The 16,265-nt window shown below is 50.5% G+C and carries 19 protein-coding genes and 1 tRNA gene; 11 read left to right on the top strand and 9 right to left on the bottom strand.

Translation table 11 applies throughout. From position 1 onward, the window contains the following. The first annotated feature begins 170 nt into the window (after positions 1 to 170). From C7I86_RS13115 to C7I86_RS13135, 5 genes are all read left to right on the top strand, one after another. Positions 171 to 623 carry a group I intron-associated PD-(D/E)XK endonuclease gene (locus C7I86_RS13115; RefSeq protein WP_010873691.1) on the top strand — a complete coding sequence of 151 codons (453 nt, stop codon included), beginning with the start codon at positions 171 to 173 and terminating at the stop codon, positions 621 to 623. Between the two features lie 293 nt (positions 624 to 916). Next, positions 917 to 2,098 carry an 8-amino-7-oxononanoate synthase gene (gene bioF, locus C7I86_RS13120; protein ID WP_010873692.1) on the top strand — a complete coding sequence of 394 codons (1,182 nt, stop codon included), beginning with the start codon at positions 917 to 919 and terminating at the stop codon, positions 2,096 to 2,098. A 157-nt stretch (positions 2,099 to 2,255) separates the two neighbouring features. Continuing rightward, complete coding sequence (map, locus tag C7I86_RS13125; protein ID WP_010873693.1) at positions 2,256 to 3,017, top strand: type I methionyl aminopeptidase; 762 nt, start codon at positions 2,256 to 2,258, stop codon at positions 3,015 to 3,017. A 5-nt stretch (positions 3,018 to 3,022) separates the two neighbouring features. Continuing rightward, positions 3,023 to 3,478, top strand: a complete 456-nt coding sequence (locus C7I86_RS13130; RefSeq protein ID WP_010873694.1) for a thiol-disulfide oxidoreductase DCC family protein — start codon at positions 3,023 to 3,025, stop codon at positions 3,476 to 3,478. A 49-nt stretch (positions 3,479 to 3,527) separates the two neighbouring features. Then, complete coding sequence (locus C7I86_RS13135; protein WP_010873695.1) at positions 3,528 to 3,977, top strand: NUDIX hydrolase; 450 nt, start codon at positions 3,528 to 3,530, stop codon at positions 3,975 to 3,977. Between the two features lie 57 nt (positions 3,978 to 4,034). Here C7I86_RS13135 and panD read toward each other — a convergent pair whose 3' ends face one another. Genes panD through C7I86_RS13150 form a run of 3 tightly spaced genes read right to left on the bottom strand, consistent with a single transcriptional unit; the run spans position 4,035 to position 5,753 of the window. Continuing rightward, entirely contained in the window at positions 4,035 to 4,472 is a 438-nt protein-coding gene (gene panD / locus C7I86_RS13140) for an aspartate 1-decarboxylase (protein WP_010873696.1), read from the bottom strand. Between the two features lie 50 nt (positions 4,473 to 4,522). After that, the gene (gene mdh, locus C7I86_RS13145) at positions 4,523 to 5,497 is read right to left on the bottom strand and encodes a malate dehydrogenase (RefSeq protein WP_010873697.1); all 975 of its coding nucleotides are present in this window, start codon (positions 5,495 to 5,497) and stop codon (positions 4,523 to 4,525) included. A 37-nt stretch (positions 5,498 to 5,534) separates the two neighbouring features. After that, the gene (locus C7I86_RS13150) at positions 5,535 to 5,753 is read right to left on the bottom strand and encodes an NAD(P)H-quinone oxidoreductase subunit O (protein WP_010873698.1); all 219 of its coding nucleotides are present in this window, start codon (positions 5,751 to 5,753) and stop codon (positions 5,535 to 5,537) included. A gap of 541 nt (positions 5,754 to 6,294) precedes the next feature. On the opposite strand from C7I86_RS13150, the gene C7I86_RS13155 reads away from it, so the two are divergent. The 5 genes from C7I86_RS13155 (at position 6,295) to C7I86_RS13175 (ending at position 10,111) form a co-directional block, all read left to right on the top strand. After that, positions 6,295 to 6,522, top strand: a complete 228-nt coding sequence (locus tag C7I86_RS13155) for a DUF2811 domain-containing protein (protein ID WP_020862075.1) — start codon at positions 6,295 to 6,297, stop codon at positions 6,520 to 6,522. Continuing rightward, positions 6,519 to 7,103 carry an aminoacyl-tRNA hydrolase gene (gene pth, locus C7I86_RS13160; protein WP_010873700.1) on the top strand — a complete coding sequence of 195 codons (585 nt, stop codon included), beginning with the start codon at positions 6,519 to 6,521 and terminating at the stop codon, positions 7,101 to 7,103. Before C7I86_RS13155 ends, pth begins: the two co-directional genes overlap by 4 nt. A 65-nt stretch (positions 7,104 to 7,168) precedes the next feature. Then, positions 7,169 to 7,507, top strand: a complete 339-nt coding sequence (locus tag C7I86_RS13165) for a 30S ribosomal protein PSRP-3 (RefSeq protein WP_010873701.1) — start codon at positions 7,169 to 7,171, stop codon at positions 7,505 to 7,507. A gap of 202 nt (positions 7,508 to 7,709) precedes the next feature. Beyond that, on the top strand, positions 7,710 to 8,570 hold the full coding sequence (locus C7I86_RS13170) for a Tic22 family chloroplast protein importer (protein ID WP_010873702.1): 861 nt from the start codon (positions 7,710 to 7,712) through the stop codon (positions 8,568 to 8,570). A 176-nt stretch (positions 8,571 to 8,746) separates the two neighbouring features. Further along, entirely contained in the window at positions 8,747 to 10,111 is a 1,365-nt protein-coding gene (locus C7I86_RS13175) for an ABC transporter substrate-binding protein (protein WP_010873703.1), read from the top strand. Positions 10,112 to 10,236: 125 nt separating this feature from the next. On the opposite strand, the gene C7I86_RS13180 is transcribed toward C7I86_RS13175, so the two are convergent. The 6 genes from C7I86_RS13180 to C7I86_RS19230 form a co-directional block, all read right to left on the bottom strand. Beyond that, a complete protein-coding gene (locus C7I86_RS13180; RefSeq protein WP_010873704.1) occupies positions 10,237 to 12,132 on the bottom strand; it encodes a sodium:proton antiporter in 1,896 nt (631 codons plus the stop codon). A 225-nt stretch (positions 12,133 to 12,357) separates the two neighbouring features. Next, positions 12,358 to 12,428 (bottom strand) — tRNA-Cys (locus C7I86_RS13185). Between the two features lie 34 nt (positions 12,429 to 12,462). After that, positions 12,463 to 13,305 (bottom strand): type I methionyl aminopeptidase, encoded by an 843-nt coding sequence (map, locus tag C7I86_RS13190; RefSeq protein WP_010873705.1) that lies wholly within the window; start codon positions 13,303 to 13,305, stop codon positions 12,463 to 12,465. Between the two features lie 19 nt (positions 13,306 to 13,324). Then, the gene (locus C7I86_RS13195; RefSeq protein WP_010873706.1) at positions 13,325 to 13,681 is read right to left on the bottom strand and encodes a ferredoxin:thioredoxin reductase; all 357 of its coding nucleotides are present in this window, start codon (positions 13,679 to 13,681) and stop codon (positions 13,325 to 13,327) included. A gap of 70 nt (positions 13,682 to 13,751) precedes the next feature. After that, positions 13,752 to 14,789, bottom strand: coding sequence for an alpha/beta fold hydrolase (locus C7I86_RS13200; protein WP_010873707.1), 1,038 nt, complete (start codon positions 14,787 to 14,789; stop codon positions 13,752 to 13,754). Then, entirely contained in the window at positions 14,705 to 14,986 is a 282-nt protein-coding gene (locus C7I86_RS19230; protein WP_223211386.1) for an SID1 transmembrane family member, read from the bottom strand. The genes C7I86_RS13200 and C7I86_RS19230 overlap by 85 nt, the downstream gene beginning before the upstream one ends. Before the next feature lie 192 nt (positions 14,987 to 15,178). Between C7I86_RS19230 and C7I86_RS13210 the strand changes: the two genes are divergently transcribed. Beyond that, positions 15,179 to 16,156 carry a vitamin K epoxide reductase family protein gene (locus tag C7I86_RS13210; RefSeq protein WP_010873709.1) on the top strand — a complete coding sequence of 326 codons (978 nt, stop codon included), beginning with the start codon at positions 15,179 to 15,181 and terminating at the stop codon, positions 16,154 to 16,156. The last annotated feature ends 109 nt before the right edge of the window (positions 16,157 to 16,265 follow it).

A 16,265-nucleotide genomic window follows, 5' to 3' on the forward strand; every position in this document is an offset into this window, starting at 1 on the left:
TATACTTCGAAAATCCCTAAAATTCTTACTCTTCAGTGCATAGACTATGGGATGAATCTGCCCTAAAAATAAAGTTTGGCAAAAATTCCCCCGATCAGTTATGATATTCGAAGCGACGCGGGATAGAGCAGTCTGGTAGCTCGTCGGGCTCAGGTCGCAAGATGTAAACCATGAGCACTAAGCTTAAGGGTGACATTGCAGAGCAAGCCGCCATTCTTCGTGCATTGAAGCTTGGTTGGGGGGTTCTGAAGCCATTGGGAGACCGTCTTTCTTACGATTTGGTCTTTGATGTCGAAGGGATCCTTCTGAAGGTGCAGGTTAAAAGCTCCTGGTTCAGCGAAAAGACTGGCAACTATGTTGTTGACAATCGCAGAACAAGGACAAACAGAAGAAACATTGTTAGATCTCCTTATCGTGGGAATGACTTTGATTTTGCTGTTGCCTACGTCGAAGAACTTGAGCTGTTTTACGTCTTCCCGGTTGATGTCTTTATCAGTTACGGCAGTGAAATTCACCTGGTCGAAACTGATAAGCGTCAGAGAAAACCAAGGTCATTCGGTTACCGAGAGGCTTGGCATCTCATCTTGCAAAAAGGGGCTGCGCAAAAGGAAACTTCTGCGTGATTATCTCTCAAATTCGGGGAAGCCTTTCAAATGGTAATCCCGAGCCAAACCTAGGAATGCTTGGTGTTTCTGGGAAGGTGTAGAGACTTAATGGGAGACACCCTAACAGAAAAGCTGAGGGTGAAGAGAAAGTCCAGACCACAAACTGACAGAGTCAGGCAGTGAAAACTGTAGTTGGTAAGCATAACCCGAAGGTCGGTGGTTCAAATCCGCCTCCCGCCATTAAAAAAAAAGAAAAAAATTCCCCCCGCCGGATAATGGTTGGGGGGTTTGTTTTATTCAATCTAAAGTTTATGGCTACTGGTTCCACTGCCTACACTTGGCTAGACGATGCTCTAGAAACTATTCAGCGGGCCCATTGGCATCGCCATCCCCAGATAATTACCCAAGGGCCAGGGCCAGAAATTAAGTTGGAGGGGCAACGGCTAGTTAATTTTGCTAGCAATGATTATCTTGGCTTAGCTAGCCATCCCCACCTAAAAACAGCGGCCATTAAGGCGATCGCCGAATGGGGAACCGGCAGTACAGGTTCCCGGTTGCTGAGTGGCCACCGTCAGCTCCATCAAGACTTGGAACAGGCCATTGCCCGCTGGAAGGGGACGGAAGCCGCTTTGGTGTTCAGTTCTGGCTATTTGGCTAATTTGGGCACCATCACGGCGTTGGTGGGTAAACGGGATTTGATTTTAGCGGACGAATATAACCATTCCAGTCTGAAGCGTGGAGCCCAGTTGAGTGGAGCCAAGGTAATTAACTATGACCATGGGTGCCCAGAGGTTTTGACCGATCTATTAATGAAACATCGAGACAATCACCGTCGTTGTTTGATTCTCAGTGATGGGGTGTTCAGTATGGATGGCGATTTATGTCCCTTGCCCCAGTTAGTGGCGATCGCCGAAGAATTTCAAAGCATGTTGCTAGTGGACGATGCCCATGGCACTGGCACTATGGGAAAAATGGGCACGGGCTGTCGAGAACACTTTCAGTTACCGGTGGGAGATTGGATTCAGGTGGGAACCCTCAGTAAAGCTCTGGGGAGCCTGGGGGGTTATGTGGCTGGTAGTGCATCTTTGATAGATTTTCTGCGCAATCGAGCTGCCACTTGGATTTATACCACCGGCCTTTCACCGGCTGACACCGCCGCTGCCCTGGCGGCCATCCAACTGATCCAACGGGAACCAGAACGCATTGTCCAACTCCAGCTCAACGTTGATTACCTAGCCACAGGGTTGGAAAGTCTGACAAAATTAAACTTTCGGCGATCGCCAATTAATTCCCCCATCCTCTGGGTAGGGGCCGCCAATCCAGCCATGGCTCTGGAAATGGCCAAGCATTTACGAGAACAGGGCATTTTTGCCCCGGCCATTCGTCCCCCCACGGTTCCCCACAGTCGAATACGTTTTTCGGTCATGGCCACCCACTCCCCAGGGCACATTGACCAACTATTAGAAGTACTGGACCACTATTACCCCAATTAGAGTTGCCTTTGACGGTGCATAGTTGTCAGTCTCCCTACTTACCCCTTGAACATCACATCCCCGCCATGGGACAGTGAACTCAGTAGAGGTTTTGGTTAAACTGAAAGTGAAACCAGCCATATCTTTTGATTTTTCACAGTAAGAGTAAGCATTATCAATGGGCGACACTATTACCCTCCTTTCCCGCCGAGAAATAGAAAAAATGCGGCAGGCGGGCCAACTAGCGGCGGCCCTACTTGATCACCTAGCGCCAATGGTGCAACCGGGCATAACTACCCTAGAGCTGAATGACGAAGCGGAAAAATGGACGAAAGCCCACGGAGCCATCAGCGCCCCCCTTGGTTATAACGGTTTCCCCAAGTCTATTTGCACCAGCATCAATGAAGTTATCTGCCATGGCATTCCCCACCGCAAACGGGTATTGCAGGCAGGAGACATCATCAACGTTGACGTTACCCCCATTGTGGACGGCTACCATGGCGACTGTTCCCGCACCTTTTTTGTCGGTACTCCCAGCCCAGTGGCAGAAAAACTGGTCAAAGTCACCGAAGAATGTCTACGCCTAGGCATTGAAGCAGTTAAACCCGGCGGTAAAATTGGTGATATTGGGGCCGCCATTCAAAGCCACGCTGAAGCCCAGGGATTTTCCGTTGTTCGTGATTTTGTTGGCCACGGCATTAGCAAAATTTTCCATACCGCTCCCCAAATTCCCCATTATGGCAAAGCAGGCAAAGGCAAAAGATTACGCCCAGGGATGGTGTTTACCATTGAGCCCATGATCAATGAAGGCACCTGGGAAGCGGTATTACTAGATGATGGTTGGACTGCCATCACCAAGGACGGTAAGCTCTCCGCCCAGTTTGAGCACACCATTGCCGTCACTGAAGATGGAGTGGAAATTTTGACCCTAGGGGAGTAAATACGGTGAAAAGTTGGCAAATCGAACTTTTATACGACGGTGAATGTCCCCTTTGTCTGAGGGAAGTTAATTTTCTCCGTAGTAAAGACCAGGGCCGGGGCTTAGTTAACTTTGTGGACATTGCTCAGCCGGACTACAATCCCCTAGACCATGGCGGTGTCAGTTTTGAGGATGCCATGGCCCGTATCCATGGGGTGAAGGCTGACGGCAGTGTGGTAAAAAATGTGGCCGTTTTCCGAGAAGTTTACGAAATTCTCGGTATCGGCTGGCTATATGCTCCCACCCGTTGGCCCATTATCGGACCCTTGGTGGATAGAATTTACGACTTTTGGGCCGATCTCCGTTTGAGCTGGACTGGGCGGTCAAGCCTAGCGGAAATCCTTGCCCAGCGGGAAAAGGGAATGTGTGCCACCGATGGTTGTGCATTGCCGGTTACCAGTGGTGTTGAGGGTAAGCCCTAGGTTTTTGCGACAATAATTGAAGGCCATTGAAAAGAATACAGGCATAGTCGTGAATTTTCGTAACCCAGTTCCCACGGTGGATTTGATCATCGAAATGATTGATCAACCCCGCCGACCTATTTTATTAATTGAGCGGCAAAATCCGCCCCACGGCTGGGCCCTGCCCGGAGGCTTTGTGGACTACGGCGAAACCCTAGAAGCGGCAGCCCTGCGGGAAGCCAAGGAAGAAATTTCCCTGGACGTCCAGCTTATCGAAATGTTTTATGCCTACTCAGATCCCCGCCGGGATCCCCGGCAACACACCCTCAGTGTGGTATTCCTGGCGGCGGCCACCGGCAAACCCCAAGCGGCGGACGATGCTAAAACCGTTGGCTTTTTTGATTTGTGGGAATTTCCCGACCCAGTTTGCTTTGATCATGGACAAATTTTGCGGGATTATCGCCGCTACCGCTATTATCGTCAACGCCCCGATCCCCACCGGAATTATTTGGGGGACTAACGGGCAAAGCATTAGTTCCTTGGCTCCTTCTAGACCAATAGTGCAAATCTAACAAATTCAATGGGGGATGGCTTCCGAACAAATATTGTTGATGAATTTCACCCCATCTTCCTTGGGTATCAGTTCTTGTAAATAAAAATCCACCGTTTCATTACTTTCGTTGGTCACTAGCACCTTAGCTTGGTGCCCCTTTTGTAATACCTCACGGCGATCGCACAGTTCGTAGGCAAAAATAATCAGGCGATCGCCTGGTTGACAAAGCAAGGCGGCTCCACCGTTGGGGCAAATTTCCTTGGAATGGGCTTGACCGGGCAGGACATAGGTGGAAAAGCGATTACCGTTGCTGAGATTGATAATATCCACCTCCTCTAGGGGCAACAATCCCACCCGCTCCAACATTACTGGGTCAATGGTGATACTGCCCACATAATTAACATTGGCCTCCGTCACACAGACCCGATGTAATTTTGCGTGCATCAAACGAATGCTCCCCATTAAGCCCTAACCTCGGTGAAAAAACGGTATTGGCACTGTCCGTTATCGTGTTAACCGTCGCTAACCATGGCCAACGCCACATCAATATTAAGGCGAACTGCTTCTGCAGAAAGATGGAGGGCAGCTTTTTCTTCAGGGGTTAATTGCACTTCGAGAATATCTTCCACTCCTCGACACCCCAAACGGCAGGGCACTCCAAGGAAAATGTCCTTCAATCCATAGGCACCATCAAGGTAGGTGGCGGCGGGGAGAATTCTAGACTGATTGCGTAAAATGGACTCCACCATCACCGCAGCGGAAGAGGCCGGCGCATAATAGGCTGTGCCCGTTTGTAGTAAGGCGGCAATTTCAGCCCCACCGTTACGGGTACGCTCCACCAACTCTTCAATGGTTTGGGGGGGTATTAATTCGGTAATGGGAACCCCGCTGACGGTGCAGTATCGTGGCAAGGGCAGCATCAAATCTCCGTGCCCGCCCAGCACTAAGGTGTTGATATCAGAAGGACAGGCCCCTAATTTCATCGCAATGAAGGCCTTGAGCCGAGCCGAGTCCAACACCCCCGCCATGCCCATAACCCGTTGGGAAGGTAAACCAGTTACTTTCCAGGCCAAATAGGTCATTACATCCAGGGGATTGGTGACCACAATCAAAATGGCGTTGGGGGAATAACGCAATGCTTCCCGGGCCCCCTGGGCCACAATGTTGGCGTTTTTGCCCAACAAATCATCCCGACTCATGCCGGGCCTGCGGGGTAGACCAGCGGTAATTACCACCACATCGGAGCCGGCGGTGGCCTCGTATTCATTGGTGCCAATGATTTTGCTGTCGTATTCCTCCACGCTCTGGGCGGCCATCAAATCCAAGGCAATGCCCTGGGGTAAGCCTGGCACAATGTCCAACAAAACTACGTTGGCGACATTTTGCTGCACTAACCTCTGGGCAAGGGTCCGCCCCACATTGCCAGCGCCGACCACGGTAACCTGCCAGGACTGACAGGCGATCGGAGCATACTCCAAAATATTCATGGCACCCTCCGGGGTGTTGATGGTGGAGAAAAGCAACCTAAGCCAGGGCTTCGATTTGGTCTAAGCGCAGCCAGACGTTGGGGGTAGGGACATAAAATCGCACTAGGGCATATTCTTCGTTTAAATCCAACACTTCTCCTTTGCTATGGAAAAGGTAGTCGGGTAAACGGCGATCGCTGGCTTGGGCTTCAAGGCTGTTTTCCAATTGTGCGCGGATAACCCGCACTAAACTGCCCTTTTTCATTTTAGCGGCCATGGTTTTGCCCTCGTTGGGAGACTGGGAAATTAACTCTAAATTGTTACATAACCCCAAAATTTTGTAATTCTTATTTTTGGCTAGTTTCTCCCCAGGCCATTCCCCAGACTTTCCCCAGTGATTCCCCCAGTTAGCGGATTTTATCCCCAGGAGGTTAAGGTTTTTAGGCTATTTCTTAACCCTGACTGGGCCGTGGGCACCCTAGGGGTGGGGGAATTTTTTAGGGTTTTGACGCTAGGGATAGTAGGAATATTTTTCTGGCGATCGCCGCCTGGGGAATCCCAGAAAAAATTAGAGAGAGTTGGTTAAAGCCCTTTTATTGTTAAGTTGAGTTAAGTAAAAATAGCTCAAATTCCTATAGTTTCGTTAGCAAAAATGAGAAATGCCCACCGGGGCAAAATTTTCCGCCATTGACAGCCAGGGGAATTCCTCGATAAAACTATTGGGCACACAGCAGAAAAACTTTGGGTGTGGGGCCGTAATCTTCAGCCGGCCAAGTTATTCCCCAAAGCAGCTCCGCCCTTTGACAGAGAGAAGAACCATGGATACCTCCGTTAGTGTTTTTGCTGAAATTCCCGAAGACCTGCACCAGTCCTTGACCACCTATCTGGATAAACATCCCCATTGGGACCTAGACCGGGTGTTTTCCGCTGCCCTGTCCCTGTTCCTGCTGCAAAATGAGGGAGGCTACGGCACCAAACCCATGTCCACCAGTTACAAAGCCTGTGCCCGGGTCTATCTGGAAACTTTATTGCAAACTGCCGAATGATTCCCAAGTTAATTGTGGGTTTGGGTAACCCTGAGCCGAAATATGATCAAACTCGCCACAACATTGGTTTTGCGGTGGTGGATGCGTTGGCGATCACCTGGCAGTGTTCTTGGTATGACCATAAGCGCTTCCAGGGCTGGTTTGGCGAAGGGCTAATGGCCGGACAAAAAACCTGTTTGCTCAAACCCCGTACCTATATGAATCGCTCTGGCCAAGCTGTGCGGGCGGTGGTGGACTGGTACAAACTCGACCCCCAGTCGGTGCTGGTGGTCTATGACGATATGGATTTACCCCTGGGCCGATTACGCCTGAGACAAACGGGTTCCGCCGGGGGCCATAACGGGATGAAATCCCTGATTAGTCATTTGGGCACCCAGGATTTTCCCCGCCTCCGGTTAGGCATTGGCAAAAGTGACGGCAGTAAAGACACCATCGCCCATGTGCTAGGCAAATTTAGCCCGTCGGAATTACCCATCGTCGAGAAAAGCTTAGACCTGGCCACGGAGGCGATCGCCCATAGTCTGCACCATGGCATTGCCAAAACCATGAGTTTATTTAATAATCGTGACGTCTGCCCTTAGGTAATGGGATTAATGGGGTATGATGGGAAGTCGGCAAATTATTACATTTCTTGGGAATTTCGCTTGTGACTACAGCCGAAGCAGCATCTACCGTACACACCAGTTTCATTCTTAAAGTCCTCTGGCTCGATCAAAACGTGGCGATCGCCGTGGATCAAATTGTGGGCAAAGGCACTAGTCCCCTCACTTCCTACTTCTTCTGGCCCCGGGCCGATGCTTGGCAACAACTGAAAGACGAACTCGAAGCCAAACATTGGATCGCCGAAGCGGACCGCATTAACGTCCTCAATCAGGCCACCGAGGTGATCAACTTCTGGCAGGACTTGAAAAATCAAAATAAACAAATCTCCATGGCCGAGGCCCAGGGTAAATTCCCCGAAGTGGTGTTCAGCGGCAGTAACTAAATCCCCCCGGGGTGAGGAAGAAAAAATATTTTCATATTCCGATATCCACTGGCTGTGGCGGAGAAATTGTTTCCCTGGGGACAGTCAAAAAACAGCACTGTTCCCTCCCTGGGCGCCTCAAAAAATCGATATGCTACCGTAAGGTCGAGGGGAACTTCCCCATGGCCAGACTGTCATAGCCTCTGGTTTGGGAGGGCTGACCATGCCTTGGCTACAAACCTTTTCTTTTCGGCGATCGCCATTTTCCTTGGCCCGCAGACATTTAAAAAACAAGATTTTCGTGAAGATTAAATCAATATTTTTATTGTCATTACTTTTTGAGGCGACAGCAACAATGAAATCCTTACTCCGCATCGGCGCAACCCTCGGTCTGATTGGTACCACCGCGATTGGTACCTGGTTAGGTACCACCCTCCAGGCCTTAGCCTTGCCCACCGAAGAGGTAGTCAAAATTCTTCAAGGGGTGCCGGTTTTTACCATTGTGGATGCCCAGGGAGCCCCCTTAGTGGCCGTCGGTAATGACAACGAAAAAGTTACCGGTGTTTTCATTAGTCAACAAGAAGCCAATGGCTTTTTACAGGAACTGAAAAAACAAAAACCCGACGTTGGTTCCCAGGTCAGTGTTCAACCCGTTTCCCTGGGGGAAGTAGTGAAAATTGCCCAGGCCAATGCGAACCAGACCGACCCCCTGGGTTTTGCCTATGTGCCCATCCCGGCCCAGGTGCAAGCAGCTCAGCAAATGCCCAATTCTGAATACCAAGGGGGAGTACCCCTATTCGTAGCCAGAGGGGGAGAAGACCAAGGTTACCTTACTATCCAACAGGAAAACGAGCAAATTATTCCTTTCTTCCTGGAGGCTAGTCAAATTCAGCAAATGGTGGAACGGTTTAAGCAAGAGCAACCTGCCATGGCCGACAGCATCGTGATCGACGTGATTGCCATGGAGAATGTTATTTCTACCTTACAAACCAGTGACGATGCCATGCTCAAGCAAATCCGCATTGTGCCTACCCAGGAAGCCATTCAATTTATCCGTTCTTTATCCGCCCAACAACCTAAGTAATCCCTGGAGTTTATCTCTAATCTAAGGGCTTAATGGGGGCAAATAAATTACCACTTACCTCGAATCAGGGGGGAAGGATGGGAAATAACTTTGATGGATTATCCCCCCCTGGCCCTGCATTGATGAAGTCACCACACTGGGTTGCCGAAGGGACCATGGCTAACTATATTTAACCCATGAATAACCTTGTGGGAGATTTTTTCAGGATGCGTCTATTTTGGCCCCAGTCCCGTCGTCGGTTGACGGCGATCGCCTTGAATCTAGCCCTTGCTGGCACCACCGCCGGACTAATGTTTGCCTGTGCTGAACCAGAACCTACCCCTGGGGACGGAGCTAGTCAACCCAGCACCGGGGGAGAAGGAGGAGCGCTAAAACTAGGGGCCCTGCTGCCGGCTACGGGGGATCTATCTTCCATCGGGCAAAATATGCCTTTAGCGGTGCAATTGGCGGTGGATACCATCAATGCCTGTGGCGGCGTCAATGGCCAAGACGTAACGGTGGTGATTGAAGATGATCAAACCGATCCCACCGCAGGGGTTTCCGCCATGACCAAATTGGCAGAAGCGGATCAGGTAGCTGGCGTGGTAGGTTCCTTTGCCAGCAGCGTTTCCAGTGCGGCGGTGCCCATCGCAGTGAGAAACAACATTATGATGATTTCCCCGGGCAGCACTAGTCCTGTGTTTACTGACCAGGCCAAGAAGGGCGAATTTAAAGGCTTTTGGGCCCGTACCGCTCCTCCCGATACGTACCAAGCCCAGGCCCTAGCTGCCTTGGCCAAGAAACAAGGTTTTACCGACGCCGCCACCGTGGTTATCAACAATGACTATGGTGTGGGGTTTGAAAAAGTATTTGTGGAATCCTTCACCGCCGATGGCGGTAATGTGACCAATAAAGATAACCCGGTGCGCTACGATCCCAAGGCGGCAACGTTGGATACGGAAGCGGCCCAGGGCTTTGCCAATAGTCCTGACGCTGTGGCGGCTATTCTTTATGCTGATACGGGGAGTGTGTTGGTGCAATCGGCCTACCGCCAGGGCTTAATGGATGGAGTCACCCTACTATTAACGGATGGCGTTTATTCCCCCGATTTCGTTGAAAAAGTAGGCAAAGATGCCAATGGAGTTTCCCTTTTATCTGGGGCCCTGGGTACGGTACCCGGTGCCGATGGCAAATCCCTGGAAGCCTTCACTGCCCAATGGAAAGATGCCACTGGCGGTAAGGACGTAACTGCGTTTGTGCCCCACACCTACGATGCCACTGTTTTGATGATGTTGGCGGCAGAAGCTGCAAAATCTAATACAGGAGCGGGGATCCAGAGCAAAATCCGGGATGTCTCCAATGGTCCAGGGGAAGAAGTGACCGATGCCTGTGAGGCGATCGCCATGGTGCGGGAAGGCAAGGACATTAATTACCAAGGAGCCAGCGGCAATGTGGACATCGACGAAAATGGTGATGTGGTAGGTACTTACGATGTCTGGACGGTGAAAGGGGATGGCACCCTAGAGGTAATCGATAAAGTTACCCCCGGTTCCGGTTCCTAGTACTTCTCCGTAAATTGTCTTGACCAATTTGATCAGTTTTAATTAACCATTAATGGCCCCCATCGGTTGCTCCAGGGGGCTTTTCTTTTAGAGCGGTTTGGCGTTTTTCAACTTCGATCTTTCCCCTAGTAGATGGGGACTTCTTCCACTTCCGCCAGGGGTTCTGGGATCAATACATCCGGCGATCGGCTGCCGGAAAGTTGTTTTAACAATTGGGGGCGTGGGTCGTGGAGCAGGTAAAAAACTTCGTCCCCAATTTGGGCATTTTCAGTGGTCTTAGCTAGTTGCAAACTGCCCTGCCGTTTCAGCATTAAGGGCAGTAATTCCCCAGAGCGAATTAGGGCTTGGGTGTGGGCTTGCTGTAGGGCTAAGCCAGTTTCCTTAAACAGGGTTTTGCCCAGTTTAATTTGCCCATCCTTAAGGTACTGATTCCAGGTTTTGAAAGTTTTTTGCTCCATAAAAATTCTTACCCCTTTATTTTTCAGCAAGGGATTATCTTCCGGTAAGTTATCCGGAGCAATCACACACACCCGGGGGGGGTTAAATTCATTGATGGTATTTTGAGCCAGCACCAAATTTACTTCCCCGTTATTGGTCAGGGCCATAAATGCCCCCATCTCTTCAATGCCGGCCTTTTCCAACGCATGGGAATCCAACGCACTGGTTTGAATGGCCGTTAATCCTTCGGCGATCGCCGTCGCACAGGCTTCCGGGTCACTGTCAATCAATACCACCGATTCCCCTTGGGCTGTAAATAAACGGGCCACCAGTCGTCCCAGGGGAGTACAACCGATAATTACTGCGCCGGTGGTGTGGGTGTCGGTGATACGTAGCAGTTTAGCCAAGGGCTTCGCCGTTAAGCCCTGAATGAACACCGTCATCATAATGGTGAGAAACACAATCGATTTGATCGCATCGCCACCGTTAATGCCCCGTTCAGTCAACAGTAGGGAAAATAGGGAGGCAACGGATGCAGAAACAATACCCCGAGGGGCAATCCAAGCCACAAAAAGTTTCTGTCGCCAGTTAAAAGCGCTAGTCCAAGTACAAATAGCGATACTAATGGGACGAATGACTAGCATTAACACCGCCACAGTGAGCACACTGCCCCAGCCCAAAGCCCCAAAGCTACTCAGGGATAATTCCGCCGCCAGCAGAATAAATAGCACCGAGACACAAAGCAGGGTTAATTTACCTTTGAATCGTCGCAAAAGTCGGTTATCAGGCAGGGCAGAGGAGTTGAGGTAAATGCCCATGGCTACGGTGGCCATTAAGCCCGATTCACTCAGGGATGCTTGGGCCGCACCAAATACTCCCCACACCCCCGCTAGCACCACCAGATTACTGACATCTTCCGAGAGAAAGCTGGCCCGTTTGAGGAAATTACTCAATAGCCAACCGCCCCCCACCCCGATCGCCAGGCCAACCCCAAGGCGCAATATTAGGCCCATGGCAATTTCGATAATGTCGGTTTCAACGCTGACATTGGTATTAAAAATGGTTTCCAATACCACCACTGCCAGGATTGCTCCCACCGGATCGATCAGTACCCCTTCCCCCTCCAGTAGGGTAGCCACAGACTTCTGCACCTGGACCTGTTTAATTAGGGGGCCCACCACCGTTGGCCCGGTTACCACCACCAAGGAGCCGTATAAAAAAGCTAAATACCATGGGAACTCCGCCAACCAATGGGCCGCTAATCCCCCTCCCACTAGGGTAATTAGGGTGCCGATGGTGACCAAATTACGCAGACTACCGGAAACCTGGCCCAATTCCCGCAGGCCTAAATTTAAGCCCCCCTCAAACAAAATAATCGCCACGGAAAGGGAAACAATTACTTCCAAACCATCCCCAAAATTGGCGGGTTGAATCCAATGCAAGCCGCTGTTGCCGAGGATGACACCAAAAATAAGCAAAAAGACAATGCTTGGTAGTTTGAGAAATCCCGCCAATACTTGGGCCCCAATGCCAAACAGGACAGTGAGGATAATCTGGAGGGTAAGGGAAAATGATCCTTCCATAAGGCTCAAAGGAATTGGTTCTGCCTGTGGGTTAACGGTAAATCATTGCCAGGGTTGTGGCCCTTTAAGTTAAAAGGCCAAATAACTCCCCTCCAAAGTAAGGTAGTCTGCCACCAACTGGGGAGCTTGCTCCGGGAGAACTGTTTACCAACCTAAAATTTATCGCCAATTCACTCAAGTCTTTGGACTTTACACAATTTGTCGGTTAAACAATTAAAAAATTAAAGGCGGCACCCAGATTCGAACTGGGGGTAAAGATTTTGCAGACCTCTGCCTTACCACTTGGCTATGCCGCCATGTCCGGCCAATTATTATAACAGAGTTGGCAATCTAGACCAAACGGCGATCGGTCAGCAACTCATAGCCCGTGGCCGTTACCAACACCGTATGCTCAAACTGGGCCGAAAGGGCATTGTCCACCGTCACCACCGTCCATCGATCGCCAAGGGTACGGGTGAAACGGGAACCAGCATTGACAATTGGCTCGATCGCCAAGGTCATGCCCGGTTTAAGTTTAACGTTGGGCAAATCCCGGCAGCGGACGTTAAACACATGGGGGTCTTCGTGGAGGGCCTGGCCCACCCCATGGCCGGTGAACTCTTCCACAATGGTGTAACCGGTGGGCTTAACGTAATCCTCGATTGCCCCGGCAATGTCCATCAGGTAATTACCAGGCTTCACCTGTTCAATCCCCGCATACAAGGCCCCTTCCGCTACTTCCATCAACCGCTGGGCTTGGGGGGAAACCTTACCCACCGCAATGGTGATGCAGGAATCCCCGTGGTAGCCCTGGAAATAGGCTCCGGTATCTACTTTGAGCAAATCGCCGGAACGAATTTTCTTACGGCGACGGGGAATGCCATGGACCACTTCATTATTCACGCAAGCACAAATGGAAGCGGGAAAGCCGTGGTAACCCTTAAAACTGGGAGTGGCCCCCAGGGAGCGAATTCGTTCCTCTGCTAACTGGTCTAAATCCCCGGTGGTCATGCCCGGTTGCACCGTGGCGGCAATCTCCTTCAATACCTGGGCGGCGATCGCCCCGGCTTGGCGCATAATGGCAATTTCGGCGGGGGTTTTAATCTGTACTCCCCGGCGGGAACGTTTTTTTGCCTTTGGTGTCGGGGAGGGTACGGGGGAAGGGGGCGCAAATAACTGGCTGAGTAAATTCATAGGATGGGTGCCCAAAAATCTAGGCCATGCTGGCCTTGACTTCCTCCAAAGTTTCCATGGGAATATCCTGGGCATCCCCAGCAAAATCGTTATCTGGGGTTAAAAACAACATACAGTGACATTCCTTGCGCTCCCGCATAGGCACACAGGGGCAATTCCAAAAGGTATTTTTTACTTCCGCTTCCTTGTCTTCGTAGTGGCGACAGGGGCACAGGGGAGAACCCAATTCCTCTTTATGGCGAGCTAAACCCTCGATAACAACGGCGGTGACGGAAAGATCACTACAAAAATAGGTATCCGTACGTTTAGCATACTGCTCCGCAAAATTTTTCATTGCGGCCAGTGTTTTGTTGTTCTGGGTGTCACTGCTGGTCATAGATTCTCAAGGGAATTTAGATGGTCGGCACAAACGCCAATTTTGCCGTCGGTGTATTTATCTTGACACACTATTGGAGCAGAGCCAAAAACCGACGAATCACCCCAATTGTTACCCCAGGTAATTCCAAATGGGGCGTTAACCCCACGTCTTTAATTTCCACAAAAGCTTTAATGGCATTGGGGTTCAGCGCCGCTAAACGACGACCGATCGCCGGAGGGGTAAATTGGGCATATTCTCCCCAGAGGATAGCCGTAGTAACGGTTAAATCCGGCATAAATTGGGCCAAATCAAAGCAGAGATCCCCCCTAACAAAGGACAGGGCTGCATATTCCGCCCTGGGTTGGGTGGCGGACTCCAGATAGGCATCGATAATTTCGGGATAAATGCGCCGGGCTTGGGCAAATTGTCGTTGTTCCAAAAAATTCATAATGCCCGCTGTGTTGGCAATGCCGGTGGTGTAGATAAAACGATCCAGCACTGGCACACTGACCAATTGGGCAAAAAAGTTACTGCGGTAATCTTCACCAAAGTCCGATAGCCCTGTGGGGGTACTCAGAATTAAACCTGTAAATAGGTTGGGATGCTCTATGGCAGTGCGAACGGCGATCGCCGCCACCAAGGAAGAGGCAATCACCATCACAGGTTGGTCACAGGTTTGTTGCAAAAATTCCTGAATAACCTGGATATAGTCCTGGGGAGTGTAATTTTTCACCGGATGATCGGAGCGACCCCAACCCAACAAGTCCGGCGCTAACACCCGGTAGTCAGCAGCAAAAGCCGGATAAACCTTCGACCATTCGTAGGCAGAAGAACCACCCCCAAAGCCATGGAGAAATACCAACGTTTGGCGATCGCCGAGGGAATCTACCGCCTCTACCCAGGGGGCCTCCGTTGCTTCGTAGTAAACAATGGTTCCCAGGGAAGTAACTAGGGAATTGCGGGTAAAGCCAAGGGGTTCAATCATGCTGTCTCCTAATGGTTGTGGCATTGACCAAAGCGACTGGTCTTCTTCAGTATGGTTTAGTTTTTTTGCCCGTGGCGGGATTTGGGGCCAGAAATTGGACCGCTTTTCTTTTGTTCCCGTTGCAATAACTTTTGCCCCCACCGGGGATAAAAACTCAGATAAATGAGCAAATTGCCCCAAAATAACGCCCCCAGCAGCAAATAAGTTTTGAGCCAAAAATTACCCTGAAAATCCTCCATAATGCCCACACTAGCCATACTAAACGCTAGGGTTAACACCACTAACAGTAACCGTTTGGAAATCCTCAATTGCTTTCTTCGAGATGGTTGCTTGCCCACAAATTTTGCCCTTGATAGAATTTGGCACCGTTGAATTGGAACTGGGAGGTTGCCCCTAGAATGGTTAAAAGTCGCAGGGAAAGCCATGGCCGTTGGTGTTTGTAACCATGCCCCACCGGGGACTAGGGCGGTCAGCTTATCCCATGGCGGGTTTTTGCTAACCTGGTTGTAAATCAATTGCTCTTTTAATTTATGGTTCGTCGTCGTTCGGTGCCTTGGATTCATCGCTATTCCCGTTTCATTATGGGGGCGATCGCCGTCCTGGGGATCTTGATCACCTCCTACCTGGCCTATATTTCCTTCACCGGGGGAGAAGCCCTTTGTCCCGTGGACCAGGCCACCGGTAGCTCCAGTTGTGACCTGGTGTTACAGAGTGCCTACGCCAAAGTTTTTGACATTCCCCTCAGTGTTTTTGGGCTGGCAGCTTATCTGGCCATGGGCATTGCCGCTTTGGTGCCCTTTTTGGTCAGTGAGGAGAGCAACAAAAAACAGCGTAACTCCCTGGAAGATCTCACCGGAAAATTTCTCCTGGTGGGGGGTACGTCCATGGCGGTGTTCAGCGGTTACTTAATGTACATCTCCTTTTTCCGGCTCCAGGAAGCTTGCTGGTACTGCCTAACTTCTGCTATTTGTTCTTTGTTGTTGTTCATTTTGGCGATCGTTGGTCGGGAGTGGGAAGAAGTGAGTCAAGTATTTTTTACCACCGTCGTGGTGGCCATGGTAACCATTGTCGGCACCCTGGGTCTCTATGCCACTGCTGAAGGGCCTAAAGCCGGAGCCGATGGCACAATTCCCATTCCTGCCATTGCCGGTCAACCCAGACCCCCCAGTGGTTGGCCCATCACCACTCAGTCGGGACCAGCGGAAATTGAGTTGGCGGAATACCTCACTGCCAAAGGGGTACTCAACTATGGTGCCTTCTGGTGTCCCCACTGCTATGACCAAAAACTACTTTTCGGCAAAGAAGCATTTGAAAAAATTAGCTATATTGAGTGCGACCCGGCCGGGAAAAATCCCCAGACCCAAACCTGTGTGGATGTCGGTATTCAATCCTTCCCCACCTGGGGCATTGACGGAGAACTAAACCCTGGGGTCAAAACTCTCCGGGAATTGGCAGAGCTCACTGGCTATGAAGGCAATATGGATTTTAAATATGGCCTGAGAAATTAGTTAGACCTACCCAAGGATTAAGCCGACTAACAAAGTGATCCATCGTCTGGCGGTATAGCGACGCCATCATTCCCCGAACAAAATCCCCTCAAGCTAGAGATGGCCTGGG

Source organism: Synechocystis sp. IPPAS B-1465 (genome assembly GCF_003015225.1).
Classification (GTDB): Bacteria; Cyanobacteriota; Cyanobacteriia; order Cyanobacteriales; family Microcystaceae; genus Synechocystis.